Origin of the sequence: Methanolobus mangrovi (assembly GCF_031312535.1) — an archaeon.
GTDB lineage: Archaea > Halobacteriota > Methanosarcinia > Methanosarcinales > Methanosarcinaceae > Methanolobus > Methanolobus mangrovi.
In genome coordinates this window covers 1,528,285-1,552,010 of the sequence record NZ_CP133594.1, presented here as the reverse complement: position 1 = coordinate 1,552,010, position 23,726 = coordinate 1,528,285, and the positions used below count along the sequence as shown (strand labels likewise).

The 23,726-nt window shown below is 43.9% G+C and carries 35 protein-coding genes; 32 read left to right on the top strand and 3 right to left on the bottom strand.

All coding sequences use genetic code 11. From position 1 onward, the window contains the following. Window positions 1–2: 2 nt before the first annotated feature. Complete coding sequence (locus RE476_RS07435; protein WP_309307026.1) at window positions 3–1,358, bottom strand: glutamate-5-semialdehyde dehydrogenase; 1,356 nt, start codon at window positions 1,356–1,358, stop codon at window positions 3–5. Window positions 1,359–1,558: 200 nt separating this feature from the next. Further along, window positions 1,559–2,620: a hypothetical protein gene (locus RE476_RS07430; RefSeq protein WP_309307025.1), complete on the bottom strand. Its 1,062-nt coding sequence runs from the start codon at window positions 2,618–2,620 to the stop codon at window positions 1,559–1,561. Window positions 2,621–2,819: 199 nt separating this feature from the next. On the opposite strand from RE476_RS07430, the gene iorA reads away from it, so the two are divergent. The 6 genes from iorA (at window position 2,820) to RE476_RS07400 (ending at window position 7,927) form a co-directional block, all read left to right on the top strand. Next, window positions 2,820–4,649, top strand: a complete 1,830-nt coding sequence (gene iorA / locus RE476_RS07425) for an indolepyruvate ferredoxin oxidoreductase subunit alpha (RefSeq protein ID WP_309307024.1) — start codon at window positions 2,820–2,822, stop codon at window positions 4,647–4,649. After that, the gene (locus RE476_RS07420) at window positions 4,646–5,242 is read left to right on the top strand and encodes an indolepyruvate oxidoreductase subunit beta (protein ID WP_309307023.1); all 597 of its coding nucleotides are present in this window, start codon (window positions 4,646–4,648) and stop codon (window positions 5,240–5,242) included. Before iorA ends, RE476_RS07420 begins: the two co-directional genes overlap by 4 nt. Before the next feature lie 217 nt (window positions 5,243–5,459). Further along, on the top strand, window positions 5,460–6,068 hold the full coding sequence (locus tag RE476_RS07415) for a hypothetical protein (protein WP_309307022.1): 609 nt from the start codon (window positions 5,460–5,462) through the stop codon (window positions 6,066–6,068). A gap of 70 nt (window positions 6,069–6,138) precedes the next feature. Beyond that, on the top strand, window positions 6,139–6,546 hold the full coding sequence (locus RE476_RS07410; protein WP_309307021.1) for a hypothetical protein: 408 nt from the start codon (window positions 6,139–6,141) through the stop codon (window positions 6,544–6,546). Between the two features lie 16 nt (window positions 6,547–6,562). Next, on the top strand, window positions 6,563–7,648 hold the full coding sequence (locus tag RE476_RS07405; protein ID WP_309307020.1) for a PASTA domain-containing protein: 1,086 nt from the start codon (window positions 6,563–6,565) through the stop codon (window positions 7,646–7,648). Window positions 7,649–7,654: 6 nt separating this feature from the next. After that, window positions 7,655–7,927: a hypothetical protein gene (locus RE476_RS07400; protein ID WP_309307019.1), complete on the top strand. Its 273-nt coding sequence runs from the start codon at window positions 7,655–7,657 to the stop codon at window positions 7,925–7,927. A 29-nt stretch (window positions 7,928–7,956) separates the two neighbouring features. On the opposite strand, the gene galU is transcribed toward RE476_RS07400, so the two are convergent. Beyond that, window positions 7,957–8,820, bottom strand: coding sequence for a UTP--glucose-1-phosphate uridylyltransferase GalU (galU, locus tag RE476_RS07395; protein ID WP_309307018.1), 864 nt, complete (start codon window positions 8,818–8,820; stop codon window positions 7,957–7,959). Window positions 8,821–9,371: 551 nt separating this feature from the next. Here galU and rpl3p point away from each other — a divergent pair. The 26 genes from rpl3p (at window position 9,372) to RE476_RS07265 (ending at window position 23,726) form a co-directional block, all read left to right on the top strand. Next, window positions 9,372–10,385: a 50S ribosomal protein L3 gene (gene rpl3p / locus RE476_RS07390; RefSeq protein WP_309307017.1), complete on the top strand. Its 1,014-nt coding sequence runs from the start codon at window positions 9,372–9,374 to the stop codon at window positions 10,383–10,385. Between the two features lie 5 nt (window positions 10,386–10,390). Continuing rightward, window positions 10,391–11,152 (top strand): 50S ribosomal protein L4, encoded by a 762-nt coding sequence (gene rpl4p, locus RE476_RS07385; RefSeq protein ID WP_309307016.1) that lies wholly within the window; start codon window positions 10,391–10,393, stop codon window positions 11,150–11,152. Beyond that, window positions 11,149–11,397, top strand: coding sequence for a 50S ribosomal protein L23 (locus tag RE476_RS07380; protein WP_309307015.1), 249 nt, complete (start codon window positions 11,149–11,151; stop codon window positions 11,395–11,397). The genes rpl4p and RE476_RS07380 overlap by 4 nt, the downstream gene beginning before the upstream one ends. Before the next feature lie 11 nt (window positions 11,398–11,408). Next, complete coding sequence (locus RE476_RS07375) at window positions 11,409–12,122, top strand: 50S ribosomal protein L2 (protein WP_309307014.1); 714 nt, start codon at window positions 11,409–11,411, stop codon at window positions 12,120–12,122. Window positions 12,123–12,136: 14 nt separating this feature from the next. Continuing rightward, window positions 12,137–12,550 carry a 30S ribosomal protein S19 gene (locus RE476_RS07370; protein WP_309307013.1) on the top strand — a complete coding sequence of 138 codons (414 nt, stop codon included), beginning with the start codon at window positions 12,137–12,139 and terminating at the stop codon, window positions 12,548–12,550. A gap of 9 nt (window positions 12,551–12,559) precedes the next feature. Continuing rightward, window positions 12,560–13,015, top strand: coding sequence for a 50S ribosomal protein L22 (locus tag RE476_RS07365; RefSeq protein ID WP_309307012.1), 456 nt, complete (start codon window positions 12,560–12,562; stop codon window positions 13,013–13,015). Beyond that, window positions 13,015–13,938 carry a 30S ribosomal protein S3 gene (locus tag RE476_RS07360; RefSeq protein WP_309307011.1) on the top strand — a complete coding sequence of 308 codons (924 nt, stop codon included), beginning with the start codon at window positions 13,015–13,017 and terminating at the stop codon, window positions 13,936–13,938. Before RE476_RS07365 ends, RE476_RS07360 begins: the two co-directional genes overlap by 1 nt. Further along, entirely contained in the window at window positions 13,938–14,141 is a 204-nt protein-coding gene (gene rpmC / locus RE476_RS07355; protein WP_309307010.1) for a 50S ribosomal protein L29, read from the top strand. The genes RE476_RS07360 and rpmC overlap by 1 nt, the downstream gene beginning before the upstream one ends. Window position 14,142: 1 nt before the next feature. Continuing rightward, the gene (rnp1, locus tag RE476_RS07350; RefSeq protein WP_309307009.1) at window positions 14,143–14,454 is read left to right on the top strand and encodes a ribonuclease P protein component 1; all 312 of its coding nucleotides are present in this window, start codon (window positions 14,143–14,145) and stop codon (window positions 14,452–14,454) included. Between the two features lie 5 nt (window positions 14,455–14,459). After that, complete coding sequence (locus RE476_RS07345) at window positions 14,460–14,789, top strand: 30S ribosomal protein S17 (RefSeq protein WP_309307008.1); 330 nt, start codon at window positions 14,460–14,462, stop codon at window positions 14,787–14,789. Beyond that, on the top strand, window positions 14,786–15,184 hold the full coding sequence (locus RE476_RS07340; protein ID WP_309307007.1) for a 50S ribosomal protein L14: 399 nt from the start codon (window positions 14,786–14,788) through the stop codon (window positions 15,182–15,184). The genes RE476_RS07345 and RE476_RS07340 overlap by 4 nt, the downstream gene beginning before the upstream one ends. Before the next feature lie 11 nt (window positions 15,185–15,195). Continuing rightward, window positions 15,196–15,549 carry a 50S ribosomal protein L24 gene (gene rplX, locus RE476_RS07335; protein ID WP_309307006.1) on the top strand — a complete coding sequence of 118 codons (354 nt, stop codon included), beginning with the start codon at window positions 15,196–15,198 and terminating at the stop codon, window positions 15,547–15,549. Window positions 15,550–15,553: 4 nt separating this feature from the next. Continuing rightward, window positions 15,554–16,264: a 30S ribosomal protein S4e gene (locus RE476_RS07330; protein WP_309307005.1), complete on the top strand. Its 711-nt coding sequence runs from the start codon at window positions 15,554–15,556 to the stop codon at window positions 16,262–16,264. A gap of 4 nt (window positions 16,265–16,268) precedes the next feature. After that, window positions 16,269–16,766, top strand: coding sequence for a 50S ribosomal protein L5 (locus RE476_RS07325; RefSeq protein WP_309309574.1), 498 nt, complete (start codon window positions 16,269–16,271; stop codon window positions 16,764–16,766). Then, window positions 16,767–16,919, top strand: a complete 153-nt coding sequence (locus tag RE476_RS07320; RefSeq protein ID WP_309307004.1) for a 30S ribosomal protein S14 — start codon at window positions 16,767–16,769, stop codon at window positions 16,917–16,919. A 10-nt stretch (window positions 16,920–16,929) separates the two neighbouring features. Continuing rightward, entirely contained in the window at window positions 16,930–17,322 is a 393-nt protein-coding gene (locus RE476_RS07315; protein WP_309307003.1) for a 30S ribosomal protein S8, read from the top strand. Between the two features lie 15 nt (window positions 17,323–17,337). Then, window positions 17,338–17,871 carry a 50S ribosomal protein L6 gene (locus RE476_RS07310; protein WP_309307002.1) on the top strand — a complete coding sequence of 178 codons (534 nt, stop codon included), beginning with the start codon at window positions 17,338–17,340 and terminating at the stop codon, window positions 17,869–17,871. 9 nt (window positions 17,872–17,880) lie between these two features. Continuing rightward, the gene (locus RE476_RS07305) at window positions 17,881–18,270 is read left to right on the top strand and encodes a 50S ribosomal protein L32e (RefSeq protein ID WP_309307001.1); all 390 of its coding nucleotides are present in this window, start codon (window positions 17,881–17,883) and stop codon (window positions 18,268–18,270) included. 1 nt (window position 18,271) lies between these two features. Further along, window positions 18,272–18,730 (top strand): 50S ribosomal protein L19e, encoded by a 459-nt coding sequence (locus RE476_RS07300; RefSeq protein WP_309307000.1) that lies wholly within the window; start codon window positions 18,272–18,274, stop codon window positions 18,728–18,730. Between the two features lie 2 nt (window positions 18,731–18,732). Beyond that, the gene (locus RE476_RS07295) at window positions 18,733–19,254 is read left to right on the top strand and encodes a 50S ribosomal protein L18 (protein ID WP_309306999.1); all 522 of its coding nucleotides are present in this window, start codon (window positions 18,733–18,735) and stop codon (window positions 19,252–19,254) included. An 8-nt stretch (window positions 19,255–19,262) separates the two neighbouring features. Beyond that, entirely contained in the window at window positions 19,263–19,898 is a 636-nt protein-coding gene (locus tag RE476_RS07290; RefSeq protein WP_309306998.1) for a 30S ribosomal protein S5, read from the top strand. A gap of 1 nt (window position 19,899) precedes the next feature. Continuing rightward, window positions 19,900–20,361 (top strand): 50S ribosomal protein L30, encoded by a 462-nt coding sequence (locus tag RE476_RS07285; RefSeq protein WP_309306997.1) that lies wholly within the window; start codon window positions 19,900–19,902, stop codon window positions 20,359–20,361. Window positions 20,362–20,365: 4 nt separating this feature from the next. After that, window positions 20,366–20,809 (top strand): uL15m family ribosomal protein, encoded by a 444-nt coding sequence (locus RE476_RS07280; protein WP_309306996.1) that lies wholly within the window; start codon window positions 20,366–20,368, stop codon window positions 20,807–20,809. Between the two features lie 134 nt (window positions 20,810–20,943). Beyond that, window positions 20,944–22,422, top strand: a complete 1,479-nt coding sequence (gene secY / locus RE476_RS07275) for a preprotein translocase subunit SecY (RefSeq protein WP_309306995.1) — start codon at window positions 20,944–20,946, stop codon at window positions 22,420–22,422. Window positions 22,423–22,432: 10 nt separating this feature from the next. Continuing rightward, complete coding sequence (locus RE476_RS07270; RefSeq protein ID WP_309306994.1) at window positions 22,433–23,080, top strand: adenylate kinase; 648 nt, start codon at window positions 22,433–22,435, stop codon at window positions 23,078–23,080. Between the two features lie 25 nt (window positions 23,081–23,105). Beyond that, the gene (locus RE476_RS07265) at window positions 23,106–23,726 is read left to right on the top strand and encodes a DUF106 domain-containing protein (RefSeq protein WP_309306993.1); all 621 of its coding nucleotides are present in this window, start codon (window positions 23,106–23,108) and stop codon (window positions 23,724–23,726) included.

The following is a 23,726-nucleotide window of genomic DNA, read 5'->3' as shown; positions in this document are numbered from 1 at the left end:
AGTTATTTTCTGGAAAGAGCATTTGCTGCTGTCTTGTTGAGTCTGCGATGTGTGAATTTCTTCGCATCGGGTCCTGCATAATCTGCAACTTTGTCGCCATTGCCCACGAGTATGTATTTGTAGATAAGGAGTCCTTCCATGCCAACAGGACCACGTGCGTGTATCTTGTTAGTGCTGATGCCGACTTCTGCGCCTTTTCCATAGCGGAAACCATCTGCGAATCGTGTGGATGCGTTGATCATCACGCTTGATGAGTCTACCAGTTCAGTGAATCTCTTCTTTTTGAGGTCGCTTTCCGTTATGATGGCATCTGTGTGATGGGAACCATAATTGTTGATATGTTCAATGGCCTCTTCCATAGACCCGACTATCTTTATAGAAAGTATCAGGTCGTTGTACTCGGTCTTCCAGTCGTCTTCAGTGGCTCTGCTTACGTTTTGGAGGAAGTCTATTTCCTCAAGTATCTTAAAGGAGCTGTCATCACAGCGCATTTCTACATTTGCATCGCCATACATCCTTGCCATCTTAGGAAGGAATTTATCGGCTATCTTTTCGTTGATCAGCAGTGTTTCCATTGCATTACAGACCGCAGGATACTGGGCTTTTGAGTCAAAACATACATCATATGCTTTTCCAAGGTCTGCTTCATCGTCAACATATACGTGACAGATACCGTCTGCATGTCCGAGAACAGGTATCTTTGTGTTGTCCTGCATGTATTTTACAAATGCGTTGGACCCTCTTGGGATAAGCAGGTCGATATATGCGTCCATGCTGAGAATGTCATTGACCTCTTCCCTTGTTTCCATTAGCTGGAATGCACCTTCAGGCATTCCTTTTACGGATTCAGCTGCTTCATTTAAGAGATTGAAGATCACGCGGTTGGAGTTGAGTGCCTCGCTACCGCCTTTGAATATGGTGGCATTCCCACTTTTAAGACAGAGGGACATGACCTGTGGTACGACATCAGGACGTGCTTCAAATATTACTCCGATGAGTCCGATAGGGGAGCTTACCTTGTAGAGTTCAAGACCCTGATCAAGTTCAAGTGCCTCCATGGTCTTGCCCACGGGGTCTTCAAGGTTTATTACGTCACGTATACCGTCTATCATTCCGCTGATCTTACTGTCGCTGACCTTGAGCCTGTCCACAAGAGCCTGGGAAAGTTCTCCTTTCCTTTTCAGCTTTTCAGCAGTCTCAACGTCCTTCTGGTTTGCTTCAAGTATTTTATCGCGATTATCGTCAAGTGCCTGTGCCATTGCTTCAAGAGCAGCATTCTTTGTGTCTGTGCTGACACTTGCGAGGATAATGGATGCCTTCTTTGCTTCAATGACCTTTTCTTCAATTTCCAGAACCATGAAATAAACCACCTTGGGTTTTTTAAAAGAGTGATGTCAGATTATATATTATAGTGGTATTGCACATAGTTCTTTGGTTTTAAATTTGTCGATTATGACGTAAGGGTTGAAGGATTTAAAAATAAGTAAAGCTTCCTTTACTTAGGATTCATCCCTCATTCTAAGTAAAGCAAACTAAAATTAAAGCAAAAAACACAAGCTCAAACTATCCTCTCAACAACCGCCATCACAATCTCGATCGCGATCAGCACAATAATTATCCATTCAAGATAATTGGAGTGTTGGATTCTTACCTCATCAGAGAGCATTGAATAATTGTCCCTGATAATGTCTATTTTATGGTTTACGCTCTCGCTCCACTGTTCGCTTCTCAGTGTTTTCAGGACGGTGGCATATACCCTTGCATAGTAAACGTCCTCAGTGACTTTGATAAGGTTGTTGACCTTTTCGGTGACCTCGGAAAGGGCAGCATTGTCCTGCATGAGCTGAGTCATAATCGTCCTGTACAGGTGTCTTCTTTTGAAAAAAGGGAGTTTGTCTGCAAGGGCGATGTCATCGTACATTTTTTCCATGCTCCTGCTCAGTTCCCTGTCATAATAACGCAGTTCAAAGACCTGAACATTTGCAAACTCTATAAGGTCAAAAAGGTCTGTAGGAGTATCGGGGTCGCATATAAGTGCAGAGTCCCAGGAAAATATGGCACGGTCATTCTTTGTATAACTCTGCGCACTTTTAAGCGTTTCCTCTTTCATCTGCGGTGAAAAATCTATTTTCTCACCAGCAAGCAGTGGCATTGGGTCAATGTAATCATCTATCCAGTTCATATGGTAGATAGTATAGTCTTCAAAGAAATCCGGGCTAAGTGAAAACCCTCTGATATGGGGCTTGAGTATGTCTGCGAGGGTATTGAGATGTGACAGGAACAGGTCCTCAAGTCCTTCCTGTTCAGAGAATAACAATGCTGTATTTTCAAGGAATTCAAAATCTGCATCTTCTTTCTCATAAACGAAACACAGGCTGATGGCACCAATTCGGAAAATGCGTGCAAAAACAGAGAACTCAAAGTCCTTTCCTTCTTTCTCCACACTACATTGTCCCAGTCTTACAAAAAGTGGCGTTACCTCCATGATAATAGATGTGGGCCTGACGCGCACAAAGCTTGCTCTTGCTGTGGTGAAGCTGCTGGCCAGTTCCTTTTCGAGCCAGTCAAGGTCAATATCCAGTCCTATATCATAGATTCTGTAAAAGCGAATCGTTATCATGGGTTCTTATCTCCTGTGGAGAACTATTGTTTATATTTTCACGGTGTTTGTTTATAAATATTTACAGGACACTGCTGATATCGTGTTTATTCTTGTTCAGTTATTACTAAATCATCATGCAGTGACATATGTTAACATACAACATCCTTTTGGATATCTTTATCAATAATCGTTAAGTAAGGGCTAGAAGGAGATTATAATGAGCACACGCGAGTACATGCTGGGAAACGTTGCAATTGCACGCGGTATCGTGGAAGGAGGAGGACAGGTTATATCCGGGTATCCCGGGACACCGTCATCCGAGATCATCGGTACACTGGCAGGAATGAAGGAAAGGGATTTTTACGTAGAGTGGTCGGTCAATGAGAAAGTTGCCTTTGAAGTTGCAGCCGGTGCTGCGATGGCTGGTGTGCGTTCCGTAGTGACCATGAAACATGTTGGACTCAACGTTGCAGCAGACCCGCTGATGACTCTGGCATATACCGGTGTCAAGGGCAGTATGATTATCATCGTTGCAGATGATCCTTCATGCCACTCATCACAGAACGAACAGGATACTCGCAGGTACTCACAATTCTCACTTATCCCATGTCTGGACCCTTCCACACCACAGGAAGCAAAGGACATGATCTCATATGCATTCGAGCTATCAAATAAGGTGCAGATGCCTGTAATTTTCAGGCCCACAACACGCATATCCCATGGGAAATCCGATGTGGAACTCGGATCTGTAAATGAGAACAAACCTGCAGCAAACTTCCAGAAGGAGCTCGAAAGATGGGTCATGGTCCCAAAGAATGCCAGGGTGCAGCATATTCACCTGCTTGAACTGCAAAAAGATATCCTTGCCGAACTCGAGAACTCTCCCTGGAATGAACTGGAGATCAACAAAGGTTCAACACTTGGTGTCATAGCATCAGGAATTGCTTCCGTATATGCCAAAGAAGCCATCATAAAACAGGGATTGAATGCATCATTCCTTAAGATAGGGACTTATCCTGTTCCAGAGGACAAGATACGGACCCTGATGGAAAATGTTGAAAGGATCCTTGTTTTCGAGGAAATGGAACCTGTAGTGGAAGAACAGGTACGGATAATAGCACAGCAGACCGGTGCCAGCGTTGAGGTAATAGGCAAGATGCAGGGTCCTGTTCCAAGAGTGTTCGAGCTGAACACAGATATTTGTGCAGATGTTCTTGCAGAAGTTCTCGGACTTGAACGAACTGCCGTTCCGGCTGATGTCGGGGAAGATTTTGATTACGATGCATGCAGGATCGACCTTCCTATGCGTCCTCCTGTAATGTGTCCGGGATGTTCCCACAGGGCAACTTTCCATGTCATGAAAAAAGTGTATGGTAAGAATGCGATCTTCCCAAGCGACATTGGTTGCTATACACTGGGTATCCAGAGCGGTACAGTTGACACAACACTCTGTATGGGCGGAAGCATAACTGTGGCAAGTGGGATGTATCAGGCAGGCGAGAAAAAACCTATCTGCTGTTCCATTGGGGATTCAACATTTTTCCACACCGGAATGAATGGTCTGCTCAATGCTATCTATAATAAAGCTGACATCACAGTAACTATAGTAGACAATCGTATCACTGCAATGACCGGTCACCAGCCAAATCCTGGTATGGGTAAGACTGCCACAGGTGAGCCAACGGTGGAAGTATCTCTTGAGGCGCTTTGCAGAGGACTTGGTGCCGAGTTTGTGGAAGTCGTCGACCCTTATGACCTTGAACAGACTGAAGAGGTCTTCAAGAGGGCAAAGGGCTACAAAGGAACTTCCGTTGTCATCACAAGGCAATATTGTATCATTGATGCAAAACGTGCCGGCATTCGCAGAAAACCATTTACTGTCGATGCTGAAAAATGTGTGGGATGCAGGCTATGTGTGAATCTCGGTTGCCCTGCAATTGAATTTGATACTAAGACCAAAAAAGCATCTATAAATAACATGTGTACTGGCTGTGGGGTATGTTCACGTATGTGCAAGTTTGATGCTATCTCAGAGGTGAAGAAATGAGTGCTGAAGGAATATCCCGATTCGATCTTGTCATCGCCGGTGTAGGCGGACAGGGTGCGATCCTTGCATCAGATATAATCGGCAAGGCTGCTGTGAAGGAAAACATGCCGGTACGTGCAGCTGAAACTCATGGAATGGCACAACGTGGCGGTTCTGTAGTAAACCACATCAGGCTTGACTGTGAACTCGGTTCCATGATCCCTTTGAAAGGTGCTGATGTACTTCTTGCCCTTGAACCAAGCGAGGCACTGAGATACCTTGAATATCTTTCTGACGATGGTATAATTATAGTCAACACCGACCCGATACTTCCGGTAACTGTAACTTCAGGTCTTTGCACTTACCCGGATGTTGAAGCAATAATTGCCAAACTAGGGCAGAATCATGAGGTAAAAGCCTTCAATGCCACAGAGCTTGCAAAAGAAGCAGGGCATCCGCAATCCATGAATGTTGTTATGGTGGGTGCGGTCTCAAATTACCTGCCGATACCTGTAGGCACTATGCTTGAGTGTGTCAGGGAACTTGTCCCTCCAAAGACCATTGATATTAATGTCAGGGCTTTTGAAGTGGGAAGGTCTGTAGCTCAGGGATGAACTGTAGTTCATTCTTATTTACCTTTTCTTTTTGTATTTAAAATATTATCAGCTTGTTTTTTTTTGAAATAGATTGCAGAATGCAATATTTTGGGAATTTATCTGATGTGTGGAAACACTCAACAATATTTTTTGGTAGAATTATATTATTTATAGCAAAATCTTTTAAATTATAATGTCTTATATTATAATGTACCTAAAATTTGGGAGGGTTAATATGGTATCTGTTGGTCAGAAATTGTTAGATGTCCCATTCGGGGACATGATAAAAGAGATGGCTTTTGCCATCGCAGAAGGGCAGACCGCACTTGATATGAATTCTATCAATGTAGCACAGGCCCTTGCAGAGACAGAACTAGAGGCTGGGAGTGTAATTCTCTATATAGAGGAAACAGTGGATGAGGATGGTAACGTCACCGCAACAGATGTGGTTACGAACGACCAGCCAATGTCATTGTTGACTTATGGTCTGGAGCCACGTTTCTATGAATTCACCGAATCGATCATTGAGGTAAAGATGACGATTTCAATGAAGAGGGAGTATTCTACAGAAAAGAAATATGGCAGAGAATTCAAGTTCACCAACGAATCGAAGATAAAGGGCAGCTACCAGTCGGGTGGTCTTGCAGGTCTCCTCTTCGGTAAGTCCAAGGTTAGCTTTGAGAACACTACCAATGTTGCATACACATCGACCTATGATGCAACATACAAGTCCAAGTATACATTCAATGAGGAGGGTACCAGTCTTCTGAGAACTACCCTTAAGCCAGTACCAGCACCTGAAAGAGCTGTTCCTACAGTCCGTGTAAAAGAGGCTGCTGAGTAACTAATGTAATATCAATGCAGAAATTCCTGCATTGATTATTTATTTTTATGATTATTGAAGGAGGTAGTATATGCCATCCAGTAGTAATGTGAATATTGAAGAGGTACTTGTAAGTCCTCTATCTACAATATTGAGCGAGATGGGTAAATCTATTGCAGAGACTCAGAAGGCACTTGATCGTAATTCCATTGACACTCAAATCGAGCTCTCAGGTGATGAGGCTCTTCAGGATTATGGCCTTGAAGCAACCTGGTATCACATACCAGAGGTGGATATCGAACTGAAGATGGCTCTATCAATGAAGTATGAGGAAGAACGTGACTCAAAGAACCGTATAAGGGGCTACAAACGTGTCCTTAGTGCAGCACCATTGAATGCTTCATACAATTCTCTTAATTCCTATGATGTTAAAGGTTCAAGTGTTCTGAAAGCCAAGATAGTGTCGGTTCCTTCATCTTCCAAAGTAGTGAAGGAATGATACTCGGGGGTATGGGATGGTCGATATCATAGAACTTAGAAATAACATTGATCGTTTGAACAGGTCAACAACAGCAGCCGCAAAGAAGCAGAGCTATACTTTGGTTCAAAAGACGATCGAAGGGCTGGAATCTGAATATGGGGCAATACAAAAGGAACTCGTATTAAAAGACGATTCACTGGAATTATTGAAGAAGGAGAACCTGAACCTAAAACAGGATTATGCTATCCTTGACAGCAGGGTACAGGAAATACTCAAGGAGAAAGCTGAAATTGAAAAGCAACTGGAACAACTTTCACGTACGAGGCCGGAACTGACCTCATCCAATCTTATAAAAACATTCCGTGATTCACTTGAAGAGATGGATGTAACTATGAATTCCACTTCATCGAATGTGAATTATAGTGTGAGTTCGATGAGCATAAAGCTCAGGACGAACCTTGCTGTTCAGGACAATGAACTGCGTTTCCAGTTGCCTAAAGCAGATGATGTTATCCCTGCTGGCAATCTGAGCGAGGTGGAATTCACCATCAGTTCTTCAGCAAAGCAACCTGTGTTCTCTGACCTTATCGATGTCCCGGATGTTATCGGACTTGACGTGGACTCTGCACTATCTCTAATAAAGGATGCCGGATTCGTACAGGGGGAGATTACTGAAAAAGAAAGTGATTTGATTCAGGGTACTGTACTTTCACAGATCCCCTCCGGAAGTTCTGTTGCAAGATCTGGTGATACTGTTGATATAGTAATCTCAAAGATAACTTCTGTCCTGGTTCCTGATGTTGTGGGAATGACACTTGACTCTGCTAAAAAGGAATTGGTGGGCAATAGGCTTACGATGGGAAAAGTGACGGAGCAACCTGATGCCTTGAAGGTGGGTACTATCCTTGATCAGTCAGTAGCCGCCAATGAGTATGCTGATGTTAATGCACCCATCGATGTTGTAGTTGGGACTGAAAAGGTGGAATTTGCTGCTGTCTCTGGTAAGCCTGAATTGGTTAGATCACCTGCCAACATCGATGTCCTGAAACCTGGTGCAAAAGTATCGCCGGCCAAGCAGCCTTCACGTCTATCCTCTGTAAGAAAATCGATTACAAGGTGATGAACTATGCCTGTTGAATCACATCTTATTAGGGTTGCACATAATGCAACTCCTTCTCAAATAGAAGGCATTCTGAAAGCTCTTGTTGGTATTGGTGGACGTGTCAAAGTGGTTGCAAACAAAAACATAATCGCGACTTTTAATGGCGATTATGCAGAAATTATCAAACGCAAACCTGGTGTACAGCTTGTTGGTGGTGTGAATTTCAGGGGTAGGACTGTCCGGAAGGTTGTAAAGCGCAGGTCTAAGGCTGAGAGTGTTACTCCTGGACAACAATAATTCTTTTATTTTTAAGTCCAAAAAAGGAATCACAGATTTAAATCTGTGATATGTTCTTTTATTTGTTCCATTGTTTCTTCATTCTTGAGGGCAAAATCGATGATGGCTTTCACGTACTCTACCTTGTCGCCGGTATCATATCTCTTACCCGTGAATTTGTATGCATATATCTTCTGCTCTTCCTTCAAAAGGCGTATACTGTCTGTAAGTTGTATCTCGTTACCTACTCCTGCGGCGGTTTTTTGTATACACTCCATTATTTCCGGTGTGAACACGTATCTTCCGATCGCACCGATGTTGGATGGGGCATCTTCCGGCTTTGGTTTTTCCACGATGTCTTCTAGTATGTATAATGAATCATCCATTGCTTTTCCTTTGATAATTCCATAACTACCTGTTTTTTCGAGGGGAACTTCCTCTACTGCTATGGTTGAACGTCCGTATTTCTGAAAGTTGTCTATCAACTGTTTTGTGCACGGTTTTTTGTTCACTATTATGTCATCACCAAGCAGTACGGCAAAAGGCTCATCGTTGATGTGTTTCTTTGCAGTGAGGATGGCATCTCCAAGACCCCTTGGCTCTTTTTGCCTGATGTAGTGGATGTCTACCATGGATGAGATGTCCTGTATCATCTTCAGCATTTTATCATTGTTCTTTTGATGTAGGTGGCTCTCCAGTTCTGGGGAGTCGTCAAAATAGTCCTCTATGGACCTTTTACTTCTCCCTGTGATGAATATTATATCATCGATTCCCGAAGCTATAGCTTCTTCCACCACATAGTGGATCACTGGTTTATCGATTATCGGTAACATTTCCTTTGGCATGGATTTTGTTGCTGGTAGAAATCTTGTCCCCATTCCTGCAACAGGTATCACAGCTTTTTTAATTTCCATATTCTAGCTCCAATTCTGGTAGTAATATTACAGTGTTAATAATAGTGCATTATACTATTATACTATTATACTGTATTTCTTCCTGATGTCTGGTTGGCAGTGCTACGATTTCATATTAATTTGTTCTTGTTTGTTTCTTTGCAAAGGTTTATATACAATATATCCCTTTAATGGCGCAACGTTAGATTCCATTGAAATATGGATGTCTGGCCGGATTAAGATTACAGTGCGAAAAAGTCGGATTTAACATGAAGTATAATTGGGCCTCTTCGAGAATGCCCGCTTACACAAAATGTGTTAAAATACTGAAGTGTTTAAATCTTTTAGAGATGACCACTCAGTAATGCCTTTGGGCATACTAAGGTCCGTTGATGACTGGAGGGATGTAAGGGTCGGTGTTGAATGCGTACCATATGAGTACGTGGAGTCCGCTGGCGTCATATCTACTTCTTTTTCATTAGTGGTTCCTGCCTGACTTTCTCGCGTAAATGGGTCTTTGCAAAATTGCATTGATCTGTCAAGTAGAAAATGTATAATTTAGGAGAATAATAATGGCAAAAGGACACAGACCAAGACGAGGATCACTCGCTTTCAGTCCACGCGTAAGAGCAAAAAGCCACATACCAAGGTTTAACTCATGGCCGCAGACTGCTGGAGAACCAAAGCTCCAGGACTTTGCAGGTTACAAGGTAGGTATGACCCATGTGGTAATGATTGATGACGTTAAGTACAGTCTCACAGAAGGTATGGAGATATCAGTTCCTGTAACTGTTGTAGAAACTCCTGCTGTTCGTGTTGCTGCAGTCCGTGCCTACACCAGCTCAGCATATGGTGACAAAGCACTTTCTGAAGCATGGGCAGCAGATCTTGACGAAAGTCTTGGTAAGACAATAGCATTGCCAAAGGCATCAAACACCGAATCCGCTCTTACAAAGATCGAGAGTTTGATTGATGAAGGCAACGTTACAGACATTAAAGTGATCACTTATACTTTACCAAAGAAGCTGACCGGTGTTCCTAAGAAGAACTCTGACATAATGGAAACTGCAGTTAGCGGATCAGATGTAAAGGCAAAGTTCGAGTATGCAAAGTCCATACTTGGCTCTGAAATAAAGATCAGCGATGTTTTCGATGAAGGTACATTTGTAGACGTAGCAGCTATTACAACCGGTAAAGGTACTCAGGGTCCTGTTAAGAGATGGGGTGTCGGCCTGATGAAAGGTAAACACTCACGTCAGGGAAGTCTCAGGCAGACCGGTACACTAGGTCCGTTCCATCCAGCTCACGTAAACTGGAGAGTTCCTCAGATGGGTCAGATGGGCTATCACCAGAGAACTGAATACAACAAGCGTATCCTTAAGGTGGGTGCTGATGGGGATGAAATCACTCCAGCAGGCGGTTTCCTTAACTACGGTCTTGTCCGTGGTGAATATATCCTTATAAAAGGAAGCGTTCCAGGACCTTCAAAGAGGCTTGTAAGACTCAGAGATCCAATGAGATCAAAAGTACCTGCTATGAGTGAACCAGAGATCGTTCACGTAAGCACACAGTCCAAGCAGGGGTGAACTGAATGATTACAGCAAAAATTATAGATCTATCAGGAAATGCAAAGGGAGAGATTGACCTTCCTGATGTATTTGATGAAGCATACAGACCTGATCTTATCAAAAGAGCAGTTCTTGCAGCTCAGGCAAACAGGTATCAGCCATACGGTCCTAAGATGTATGCTGGTATGGAGACTTCCGCAAGATCATGGGGCTCAGGCAGAGGCGCTGCTCAGATCCCAAGAATTGCCAATGGTAGCCGTGCAGCAAGAGTTCCTCAGGCTGTAGGTGGTAGGAGAGCACATCCTCCAAAGCCTGAAGCAGACAAGACTGAAAAGGTCAACAAGAAGGAAAGACGTATGGCCATTCGCTCCGCAATTGCTGCTACAATCGATGCAGAACTTGTAAAGGGCCGTGGACACAGATTCGATGCACAGCTTCCTTTGGTGGCTGCAGATGAACTGGAAAACGTCGCAAAGACAAAGGATGTTGTAAGTTTCTTGCAGAATGCAGGTGTTTATGAAGATGTAGTCCGTGCAAAGGACGGCAGGAACATCCGCGCAGGAAAGGGCAAACTTCGTGGCAGGAGATACAAGAACAAGAAGAGTCTTCTCATTGTTGCAACATGTGACAGTCCATTAATGAAGTCCGCAAGGAATCTTGCTGGTGTGGATGTCGTATCTGTTGATGCACTGAATGCTGAACTTCTTGCACCGGGTACTCATGCAGGCCGATTAGTAGTCTGGACCGAGTCTGCAATATCCTCTCTGGGAGGAATGTTCGAATGAACGTCATTAAGTATCCGTTTATAACTGAAAAGGCAATGATGCTGCTGGAAGACAATAAACTCCAGTTCATTGTTGATACTCGCGCAAACAAGAATCAGATCAAGGCCGATGTAATGAAGATGTATGGGTTCCCTGTATTATCTGTCTGCACCATGAGCACAATGAAGGGTCTGAAGAAAGCTATCGTTACTTTCGAAGGCACAGACGCAGCCCACGAGATAGCGACCAGAATTGGCCTGATGTGAGGTGGACATAAATGACAAAGAGAATCATATCACAAAACAGGGGTCGTGGAAGTCCTACTTATAGGGCTCCTTCACACAAGTACAAAGCTGCACTTAAACACCCACGTGTTGATGAAGAAGGTACAGTGTATGGTACAATTATTGAGATTACACACGATCCGGCTCGTTCAGCACCTATTGTAAGGGTTTCCTTTGACAATGGTGAAGAGCGCCTGATCATTGCACCTGAGGGTATATCCTTAGGCGAAAAGATTGCATGTGGAATATCAGCTGAGATAAAACCTGGTAACATCCTGCCTCTGGCAGAGATCCCGGAAGGTATCCCAGTATGTAACATCGAGTCAAAGCCAAACGATGGTGGACAGTTCGCACGTGCATCAGGCACCTATGGAACAGTTGTGTCCCACGACCGTGGTAAGACTGTTGTTCAGATGCCATCAGGTGAGATGAAGTGGTTAAATCCTAAATGTCGCGCAACAATCGGTATCGTTGCTGGTGGCGGTAGGGTTGACAGGCCTTTCCTTAAGGCAGGTAAGAAGTACCACAAGATGAAGACAAGAGCTGCAAAGTATCCTCGTGTATCAGGTATTGCTATGAACGCTATTGACCACCCATTCGGTGGCGGTAACCGTAAGCATCCTGGTAAGCCAACAACTGTTGGAAGGAATGCGCCTCCTGGACGTAAGGTAGGTCAGATTGCAGCACGCAGGACCGGAAAGCGTTAACCGGAGGTTATGACATGGCAAAGAAATTATCATCAAGATTACCAAAACGAAAAGGTGAATACACCTACCGTGGTAAAACGGTATCAGAACTCCTGGCCATTGGCACTGATGAGTTTGTTGAGATGCTGCCTGCACGTGAACGCCGTACTCTTAAGAGGGGCTACACAGAAGGCAGGAAGAGCGTTGTTCAGCAGCTCAGAGATGGTAAGGATAATTTGAGGACCCACTACAGGGATATCATTATATTCCCTGAAATGGTCGGCAAAAATGTAGAAGTATATAACGGTAAATCATTTGTGGCATTCGAGATTCAGCCTGAAATGATCGGACACAGATTCGGAGAGTTCTCACCAACCCGTCCAAAGGTTTCCCACGGAAGCGCTGGTGTAGGAGCAACCCGTTCAAGCAAGTTCGTACCACTTAAATAAGGTGAGATAATGGCAAGAATAGGATATTCTATAGAAATGGACCCTAAAGTAAGCTCAAAAGCTATGGGTTCTGAACTTCACATCTCTCCGAAAAAGTCAAGAGAACTTGGTAAGGCCATCAAAGGCATGCGTACCTCAGTAGCCAAAAATTACCTTGAAAATGTTGTTATAATGAAACAGGCAGTTCCTTTCAAGAGGCACTGCGATGGTTCAGGACACAGAAAAGGTCCAATGGCAAATGGTAGGTACCCTGTGAAGGTCGCTGAGGCCTTCCTGAAGATCTTGGAGAATGCCGGAAACAATGCTGAATATAAGGGACTTGACCCTGAGCACATGTACATTGCGCATGTTGCTGCAAAGCGTGGACGTGTAATCCATGGTATGAGGCCAAGGGCACGTGGACGCGGCAGTCCTAGTAACACAGATACTGTGAATGTCGAGATTATTTTGAATGAGGTGCGTTAATGGCAATAGAAAAGAAGTTCGTTCAGGAAGGTTACGTAAAAGCCTCAATGAATGAATATTTCTCTAAACAGCTCAGCAAAGCAGGCTATGGTGGAATGGAGATCAATCGTACTCCGATGGGTACTCAGATCACTGTATATGCTGAAAAGCCAGGTATGGTCATTGGTAAGGCTGGTAAGGTCATCCGTAAACTTACACGTGACATCGACAGGATGTACGATATGGATAACCCTCAGATCGATGCTCAGGAAGTTAAAAGACCTGAACTCAATGCTCAGATGATGGCTTCACGCCTTGCTTCTTCAATTGAAAGAGGCTGGTATTTCAGAAAGGCCGGTCATAATACCATGAGGGCTATTATGAATGCAGGTGCATTGGGCTGTGAAATAGTTATTTCAGGCAAATTGACAGGTGCAAGATCCAGAGTCGAAAAAATGGTCAATGGATACATAAAGCACGCTGGAAAACCTGTTGATGAAATAGTAGACGAGGGTTTCGCAACAGCTGTAAAGAAGCTGGGAACTCTTGGTTGCAAAGTTAGGATCATCCCTCCAGGCGCAGTATTACCTGACGCTTTTGATATTAGAGATGTCGTAGAGGTTGACGTGGTTGAAGCTGTTGCACCAGAAGTTGCAAAAGCTGACATCGCAGAACTCGTAGGCAAGGAATCCGAAGGCGAGGTTGCTGACGAGGAGGAAGTAGTAGAAGTTGCTGACGTCGCAGAAACAGGAGTAACTGAAGAAGCTTCAGCTGAGGAAGTTGAAGATGAATCCTGTGTAGGCGAGGCATCTGTATCTGATGATTCAATCCCTGCAGAAGAGCTCGGAGAAGAACGAAGGCTGGTTGACGATGTATGGCAGCATAAACATGATAGCTATGATTACTGGCATCCAGTCTCACGTGTTCACAAGGAGGAGAAATAATGGCAATTCTTCGCTTGAACGAGATCAGGGATATGTCCCCGGAAGAAAGGATGGACGAACTCGACAAAATGAGGAATGAACTCATTCGCGAGCGTGCTCTTTCATCTGCTGGCGGAGCTCCTGACAATCCGGGTAGGATTGGAGAACTCAGGAAAACCGTTGCCAGGGTAAAGACCATCCAGCGGGAAATGAAGGAGATCTGATTTGGAGATCACTCCTTCTAAACTGGTATTCCATGAACTGGTCGGATTGCACGTAACAGTAGTAGAAGCTACTAATCCGACCTTGAAAGATATAAGCGGCAAAATGGTTGACGAAACGAAGAACATGATAATCATTCAAACAAATGAAGGGATTGAAAAGATGATTCAGAAAAACGGTACGTCCTTCGTGTTTCAGATACCTGCCCATTTATCCGGTAAGCATGCTGAGAGGTATGTTAAAGTGAATGGAAACCTTCTGCTCTCACAACCTGAGAACAGAACAAAGAATATAAGAAAAATACACATGAGGTAATAATCATGGTTAAAGATATTGGATTGGATGTCCCAGCTCCAGCAGTTGAATGCGATGATGTAAATTGTCCATTCCATGGAGCACTCCCAGTTCGTGGACAGGTCTTAGTAGGGACTGTTGTCAGCGATAAAATGGACAAGACTGTGGTCATCCAGCGCAAACATGAGATTCTCATTAAGAAATATCAGAGATATGAAAAGAGGCAATCCAAGATCCACGCACACAATCCACCTTGCATTGATGCAAAAGTAGGGGACGTTGTGACCGTGGCAGAATGCAGGCCTCTTAGCAAGACAAAGTCGTTTGTAGTCATTAAGGCGGAGGCACAGGAATGAGAGGAATTAGATCCACCGTTCCCCGTGCACTTAACGCCGGTGCTAAGATTGACTGCGTGGACAATACAGGTGCACGTGTAGTTGAGATTATATCCGTAAAGGGCTACAGGGGTGTTAAGAACAGGTATCCTAAGGCTGGTGTTGGCAACATGTGCGTTGTTTCCGTGAAGAAAGGAACTCCGGAAATGCGCAAGCAGATTCTTCTTGCAGTAATCGTACGCCAGAAGCAGGAACTTCGTCGTCCTGATGGTCTGAGGGTTTCCTTTGAAGACAATGCAGTTGTCATTGTTGATGCTGATGGAATTCCAAAAGGCACTGACATCAAAGGTCCTGTTGCAAGAGAAGCAGCTGAAAGATTCCCTAAGATAGGTACTACAGCATCTACTGTTGTGTGAGGTGTGAAAATATGGTATCAAATCAACCAAGGAAACAGAGGAAAGCAAGATACAATGCTCCTCTGCACATCAGGCAGAAATATATGGGTGCTCTTCTTTCAAAGGATCTTCGTGAGAAGTACGGTCGTCGCACAGCTAATGTAATTGTTGGTGACACTGTAAAGGTAATGCGTGGGGACCATGCAGGTACCTCTGGAATTGTGGAAGCAATTTCCCTGAAGCACGGAACGATTGTTGTAGAAGGCGTAACAGTTTCAAAAGCAGACGGAACTGAGGTTGCAAGACCTGTTTACCCTTCAAATGTAATGATCACAACCCTTGAAATGAAGGACAAACACAGAGCAGAAATTATTAATAACAGGTGATTTTGTGGGCAAACATCAGAAAAGAATATCTGTCCCTAACAGCTGGCAGGTATCAAAGAAATCCAACAAATGGGTCACATCAACAAGACCGGGTCCACATAACAAGCAGCAGAGCATTCCTCTGAGCGTCGTCTTGAGGGATATGCTGGGTATCGTAGACACCCGTGCAGAAGCAAAGCGTATTCTTTCCGAAGGTAAGATACTTGTTGATGGTGTCATAAGAAAGGACCTCAGGTTCCCTGTAGGACTTTTAGATGTAATTTCAATCCCTCTTGATAATGTGGCATACCGTATGCTACTGGACCGCAAGGGAAGACTTGAAGTTCATAAGCTGGAAGATTCAAATGCAAACAAGCTTTGCAGGATCGACGGCAAGACTATCTTAAAAGGTGGAATAGTACAGCTTAACCTCAATGACGGTACAAACCTCCTGGGCTCCAATGACTATAAGCCAAAGGATTCACTCATCCTCTCACTGCCTGACAAGAACATTGTCAAGCACATCAAATATGAGGTCGGTAATCTTGCTATGATCGTTGGTGGAAGGCATACAGGCGAGATTGGTACTATCAAAGAGATCAATACTGTAAGGAGTTCCAAACACAACACTGTCGCAATATCCGGGGACTATGAGTTCGAGACCATTGAAGACTTCGTTGTCATCATAGGCGAGAAGGAACCTGCAATTCTATTAGGTGGTGAGGTCGTTGAGTAATCCAATGAGAACACCTATTGTGGAAAAGGTTGTTGTTCATATGGGTGTCGGAGAAAGTGGCCAGCACCTTGTGGATGCCGAAGGTATTCTCAGTGAGATCACCGGACAGTCTGTTGTCAGGACATACTCAAAAAGAACTCTTCCGGCATTTGGTATTAAGAAGAACGAGCCAATTGGCTGTAAAGTTACTCTTAGGTCCGAAGCAGCAGAGAAATTTCTTAAATTAGCACTTGATATTGTAGAGAGCAAACTCAGATCATCCCAATTTGACAAGTACGGGAATGTTGCTTTTGGTATTGAAGAGCATACTGACTTCCCGGGCATGAGATATGATCCTAACATTGGTATCTTTGGAATGGATATCAATGTGATTGTCAACCGTCGTGGTTACAGGATCAACAAAAGAAGGATAGTTAAAAGGAAAATCCCCTCATCTCACAAGATTACAAAAGAGGATACCATTGCTTTCTTCAAAGACGAATACTCCGTGGAGGTAATATAAATGGTTCAAACCACTAAGAGCTTTGGAAGAGGGGCAAGTGAATGTAAGAGATGTGGACGAAAACAGGGACTTGTAAGAAAATATGATATTTATCTTTGCAGGCACTGTTTCCGTGAGATTGCCCACGATATGGGATTTGAAAAGTATACGTGAGGTGAAAGAAATGGTATTATTAGACCCGCTTGCTGACGCTTTATCTACGATAAAGAACGCAGAGGCAATTGGTAAAGATTCCTGTATCATTAAACCCGCATCAAAACTTATCGGTACTGTCCTGAAAGTTATGCAGGACCGTGGCTATGTCGGCGAATTCGAGTTTGTCGAAGATGGTAAGGCGGGAATTTATAAGGTAGAACTTATTGGTAGGATCAACAAATGTGGTGCTATCAAACCACGTTATTCAGTAGGAGCTGCAGACTTTGAAAGATGGGAAAAGCAGTATCTTCCTGCAAAGAACTTTGGAACATTGATATTGACCACCTCAAATGGTGTAATATCACAGTACGAAGCTCGTGAGAATAATGTCGGTGGACAGCTACTTGCATATGTGTACTGATGGATGTGATGTCACATGGCAAAAGAAATAAAGAAAATAATCCCTATCCCTGACGGTGTGACTGTTACGTTCGTGGGCCAGCTCCTGACAACATCAGGACCAAAAGGCAAAAACGAAAGAACTTTCTGGTACCCAGGCATCAAGATCGAGATTGTAGATTCACAGGTCATTGTAGACTCAAGTGTTTCCAAGAAGTCTCAGAAAGCAATGGTCGGAACCTTTGCATCACATGTTAGAAACATGATTAAAGGTGTTTCAGAGGGATTCGAATATCGCATGAAGGTCGTTTACGCTCACTTCCCTATGCAACTAAAGGTTGATGGGAAGAAGTTAATGATCAGCAATTTCCTTGGAGAGAAAAAGCCAAGGTCAGCGAATATCCTTGGTATGACTGCTGTCAAGACCTCGGCTGATGAAGTTATTGTCACAGGCATCGACAAAGAGGATGTTGGACAGACTGCAGCTAACATTGAGCAGGCAACAAGGATCAAGAGATTCGACCCGCGTGTATTCCAGGACGGAATATATACTGTGGAGAAGATAGTGTAGGTGATTTGAATGGATGATAAAATTAAACGCCTTTTTAAGGTAAGGAAAATCCAGAAGCACAAAAAACCTGATTTCAAGAGGACAGACAGCCACAAGTACAAGCGTCTGGATTCCAACTGGAGGCGTCCAAGAGGTCTTCAGGGTAAACAGCGTCAGCACATAAAAGGTAAGGGTGCTCTTGCTCAGGTAGGTTATGGAAGTCCAGCCGCTGTAAAAGGTCTACATCCCTCCGGATATTCAGAGGTTCTTGTATTCACAGTTGGACAGCTTGACTCTGTAAATGCAACTGAGGAAGCTATCAGGATATCTGCAAAGGTTGGCGGAAGAAAGAAGGCAATCATTGAGGCAAAAGCTGCAGAGCTTTCTATCAAGATCCTCAACCCAACAAGAGGTGAGTAAGGTGACAGATCTTACAAACCAGAAGAGAATTGCTTCTCAGGTATTGGATTGTGGTGTTCACAGGGTCTGGTTAGATCCTGAAGCATCAGCAGAAATCGCAGTAGCTATTACAAGAGCTGATATCCGTGAGCTCGTCGCAGCTGGCAGTATCAAAGCTGTTCCTGTTAAAGGTGTAAGCCGTGGTCGTGCAAGAATAAGAGATATCAAGCGCAAGTATGGTCACCGCAAGGGACAAGGTAAGAGGAAAGGTAAGAAAGGCGCACGTAACCCTCGTAAAGAGCAGTGGATGAAAAAGATCCGTGCTCTCAGGAAGGAACTTAAACAGATGCGTGAAGATGGTTCATTGGACAGGTCTACTTACTGTAAGGTTTACCGTAAGGCAAAGGGTGGAGAATACCGCAGTGTAGCTCACCTTAAGGCACACCTTGAGTCAGAGAAGCTAATAAAGCACGAGGAATAATCATGGCAACAGGACCCAGATATAAAGTCGCTTTCAGGCGACGAAGAGAAGGGCGTACTGATTACCACCAGAGACTCAGGTTACTCCTTTCAAAGGAAGACCGTGTGGTAGTACGCAAGAGTTCAAGGCACATGCAGATTCAGCTTGTAGCTCCAAAACCAGAAGGGGATGTAACCCTTTCATCTGCAATTTCAACAGAACTTAAAAAGTATGGATACGAGGCATCTACTGGTAACACAACAGCTGCGTACCTCACCGGTCTGTTGTTCGGTTACAGGGCACTAAGCAAAGGACTTGATTACGGCGTTCTTGATATAGGACTCCAGGCATCATCATCCGGATCACGTGTGTATGCAACCTTGAAAGGCATCGTAGATTCAGGATTTGAGATTCCTCATGACTCATCTGTTCTTCCTTCAGATGAGAGAGTAAGAGGAGAACACGTAGCAGAGTACATGGAAGGCTCAAATCTGCCTGAACTGTTCGATACAGTTAAGGCAAAGATCTCTGCTGAGTTCAACTAGGTGATTACATGGCATATCAATATGAAGAGGAATGGGTTCCACAGACAAGGCTTGGAAAACTCGTTCAAGAAGGGCAGATCACTTCCATGGACGAGGCGATCGAGTCAGGTCTTCCTATAAGGGAATCCAATATAGTCGATATTCTGTTACCTGATCTTGAGGATGAGGTTCTTGATATCAACATGGTCCAGAGGATGACTGACTCTGGACGTCGTGTAAAGTTCAGAGCAACTGTTATTGTTGGTAATGGAAACGGTTTTGTCGGTCTCGGACAGGCAAAGGACGTTCAGGTAGGACCAGCAATCAGGAAAGCTATCAGCAATGCTAAGATCAATATAATTAAAGTAAAGCGTGGATGCGGTTCATGGGAATGTGCATGCGGACTTGAACACACAGTACCTTCCGAGGTACGTGGAAAGGTCGGCAGTGTCGTTGTCGAACTAAAGCCAGCACCAAGAGGACTTGGTCTTGCTGCAGGAGACACTGCAAGAAAAGTGCTTGAGAAGGCAGGTATCAAAGATGTCTGGACCAGAACTGAGGGTACTACAAGGACAACCTTGAACTTCGCAAAAGCAACATTCACAGCATTGCAGAATGCAGGTACAGTAAGAGTGCCTGCAAAAATAGTGAATAAGGAGGATTAAAATGTACGCTTTGGTTAGAGTACGTGGAGATGTGAATGTCAGGGGTACCATTAAGGATACTCTTAAGATGCTTCGTCTTCACAGAGTGAACCACTGTGTCCTCCTTAACGACAATCCTCACAATGCAGGAATGATTCAGAAGGTAAAGGACTATGTGGCATATGGTGTTATTGATGCCGCTACTCTTGAAGAGATGCTCACCAACCGTGGAAGACTTGAAGGTGACGTAAAACTTACTGAAGAGTATGTAGCTGAGAACACAAACTATGATTCCATCAAGGCATTGGCACAGGCTATCTGTGACGGTGAGACAACAGTGAAAGATGTTCCTAAACTAAAGCCTGTTTTCAGACTTCACCCACCAAGAAAAGGACATTCTGGTATAAAGAGAACTGTTCAGCAGGGCGGTGTACTGGGTAACCATGGTGAGGACATCAACAAGTTGTTGAAGAAAATGAGGTAATCCTATGACATCTAAGAAAACCAACACAAAGAAGTTCAGAGGATCACGCACCTGTGGTGGCGGTACTACTAAGAACAGACGTGGTGCCGGTAACCGTGGTGGACGAGGCAGATGTGGTGAGAATGCTCATCATGCTACCCGTGCGCTAAAGCTCGGATACTTCCGTGGTCACCAGAGAGGATTTACACGTCCATTGAAGGTCATAAACGATGTTTCAATCGTAAACGTCGGAGAACTCGATGAACTTGCAGATCAGCTTGTTGAAGATGGCTTTGCAGAACTTCAGGATGGCGCATATGTCATCGATCTTGCTGTTCTTGATATAGACAAGGTACTTGGTGCCGGTAAGGTCTCAAAGAAGTTTTCCGTAACAGCGGCTGGATTCTCAGCCAGTGCAAAGGAAAAGATCGAAAGTGCAGGTGGATCTTGCACTGAGATAGACGAGTAATGCCATTTGGCATTACTTCTTTTATTTTATATTACTGCAATTAAAGGGTACATATTTATTAATGTTTAAATCCATTAAGGTGTACTTTATAACCTAATAATTGCATGGATTTTTCCATTCAAAGGGTGGAATTAATGAGTCTTAAGGATAGTTTGGAACCAATTTTCAATAAATTGCCTGCGGTTGCAAGTCCGGAGGGGCATGTTCACTTTAAAAATAAACTGATGTGGACACTTGGAATTCTTGTGCTCTATTTCGCACTTGCTAATGTACCGCTATTTGGATTGTCAGCGGATTCGATAGATCTTTTCGAGTCCTATAGAGCATTTTTTGCCGGAGCTTCGGGTTCTTTGATGCTGCTTGGTATAGGTCCTATTGTTACCGCATCCATTGTCCTTCAGCTATTGGTTGGTGCTGATGTCATTAAGCTCGACATGTCCAATCCATCGGATCAGGCGTTCTTCCAGGGCGCACAGAAGTTCATGGTTTTTGTAATGATCGTACTTGAGGCTCTGCCACAGATCGCTGGCGGCTACATTCAGCCGGACCAGGCGCTTGCAGCTACTTTAGGAGTAGGTACGGGAGTAATTACATTTATCATCTTTATACAGATATGCATAGGCGGTACACTGGTACTCTTTATGGATGAGGTAGTTTCCAAATGGGGTATTGGTTCAGGTGTCGGTCTTTTCATCGTGGCTGGAGTTTCCCAGCAGATTGTGACCGGTTTGTTCAACTGGACATCAGATTCAAGTGGTCTACCAACGGGTTTCTTCCCCAAGTGGTTATACATCGTGCAAAATGTGGAAGCAGATTTCCTCTTTTCCGGCGATGGTATAATGTTCATGCTGGTAAGTGGTGGAATACTTGCACTTGTAAGTACAATTGTTATCTTCCTGCTTGTCGTCTATGTAGAAAGTACGCGTATCGAGATTCCTCTGGCACACAGTGCAGTAAGGGGTGCAAGGGGCAAATTCCCTGTCAAACTCATATACGCATCAGTCCTGCCAATGATTCTTGTAAGGGCATTGCAGGCTAATATCCAGATGGTAGGTCTTTTGTTGAGCGGCAAGGGAATAACTTTCCTTGGTGAATTCAGTGGTTCAAAACCTATCAATGGTCTGATGTATTATCTGGCTCCCATCCACAGTCCATATGACTGGATACCTTCACTGGTAAGAGAAACATTTACAAGTTATGGTGCTCCTGTGCCCGCTATGTGGCAAATAGGATTGCATGTGCTTGTCGATGCCTTCTTCCTGATAGTAGGAGGTATAGTCTTTGCTCTGTTCTGGATAGAGACTACTGGAATGGGTGCAAAACCCACAGCTAAGAAGATCTTTAATTCAGGTATGCAAATTCCGGGTTTCAGAAGGAATGTGGGAAGTATTGAAAAAGTGATGTTAAGGTACATCCCAAAAGTAACTGTCATTGGTGGTGCTTTCATAGGTGTTCTGACACTTGTTGCAAGTCTGCTTGGTACCCTTGGAGGTGCAGGTGGTACTGGTCTTCTGCTTACGGTAAGTATTGTATACCGTCTGTATGAGGATATAGCATCTGAGCAGATGATGGAGATGCATCCGATGGTAAGATCCTTCTTCGGACAGGAATAAGGTGTTAATCATGAATATTGCATTATTTGGCCCACCGGGTGCTGGCAAAGGCACCCAGGCAAAGGAATTATCAAAGCATTATAGTATTCCCCACATATCCACAGGGGATATCCTCAGAGCAAATGTCCGTGATGGGACTGAGCTTGGGGTAAAAGCAAAAGAATACATGGATAAGGGTGAACTTGTCCCTGATGAGGTCCTCATAGGACTCATCAGAAACAGATTAACAGAACCTGACTGCAAGACTGGTTACCTTCTTGACGGTTATCCACGAACTATTCCTCAGGCAGATGCACTTAACGAAATCCTTGACGAAATAAGCAAGCCTCTTGATTCTGTCATTAATATTGAAGTGACAGATGAGGAGCTTGTTAAAAGGCTCAGTGGACGTCGTAGTTGTGCCTGTGGTGAAAGTTATCATCTGATGTTCAATCCTCCTAAACAGGAAGGACTTTGTAATGCATGTGGTAGTGAACTTTACCAGAGGGATGACGATAAGGAAGAGGTCATACGCCAGAGGCTTTCTGTCTATAATGATAAGACAAAACCATTGATCGATTATTATGACAATGCCGGACTTCTTGTAAATGTGAATGGCGCAGGATCTGTAGATTCTGTCCTTGCTGACATTTCCAGGATAATGGATCAATATAAATAAACCCAAGTCAAAAGAGGCTATCTCCTTGGTTACACAATCATTTAAGAAACAGCTGGATAAATTTTTGTTGGCTTTCGGTATTTCCCTTATGCTGGGAATCATGATACTCGGACAGGACTTCAGAGACTCTCTGGGCAAGTCTGTAAGTATTATTATGGACCCGGTAGTGACAATACTTGGAGCAAGTAATTTTCATATAGTCCTGTTCATTATGGCGTCAATTACTGCGCTTTACGCATCACTCATTCAGAAATATACAATTGATTGGGATCTGATGCGTAACACTCAGGAAAAGATGAAAGTATTCCAGAAAGAGTTCAGGGAAGCCCAGCTTTCCAATAACACTGCTCTTATGAAGAAGATGGAAGAAGAGCGCTCAAAGATGATGCAGGATCAGATGGAGATGTCAAAGCAGCAGTTCAAGCCAATGGCATACATCAGTATAATCTCCTTGCCATTGTTCATGTGGGCTTATTATTACATCAAAAGTCATGAGGCTGCTTCATTTGTGTTTCCATTCTGGGGACAGCAAATACTAACTGATACTGTATTTGGTCCTTTCCAGTATTGGATCTTCTGGTATTTCATTGCCTCACTGGCTGTAAGTCAGCTTATAAGAAAGGCTCTGGATGTCGGTGGAGTATAA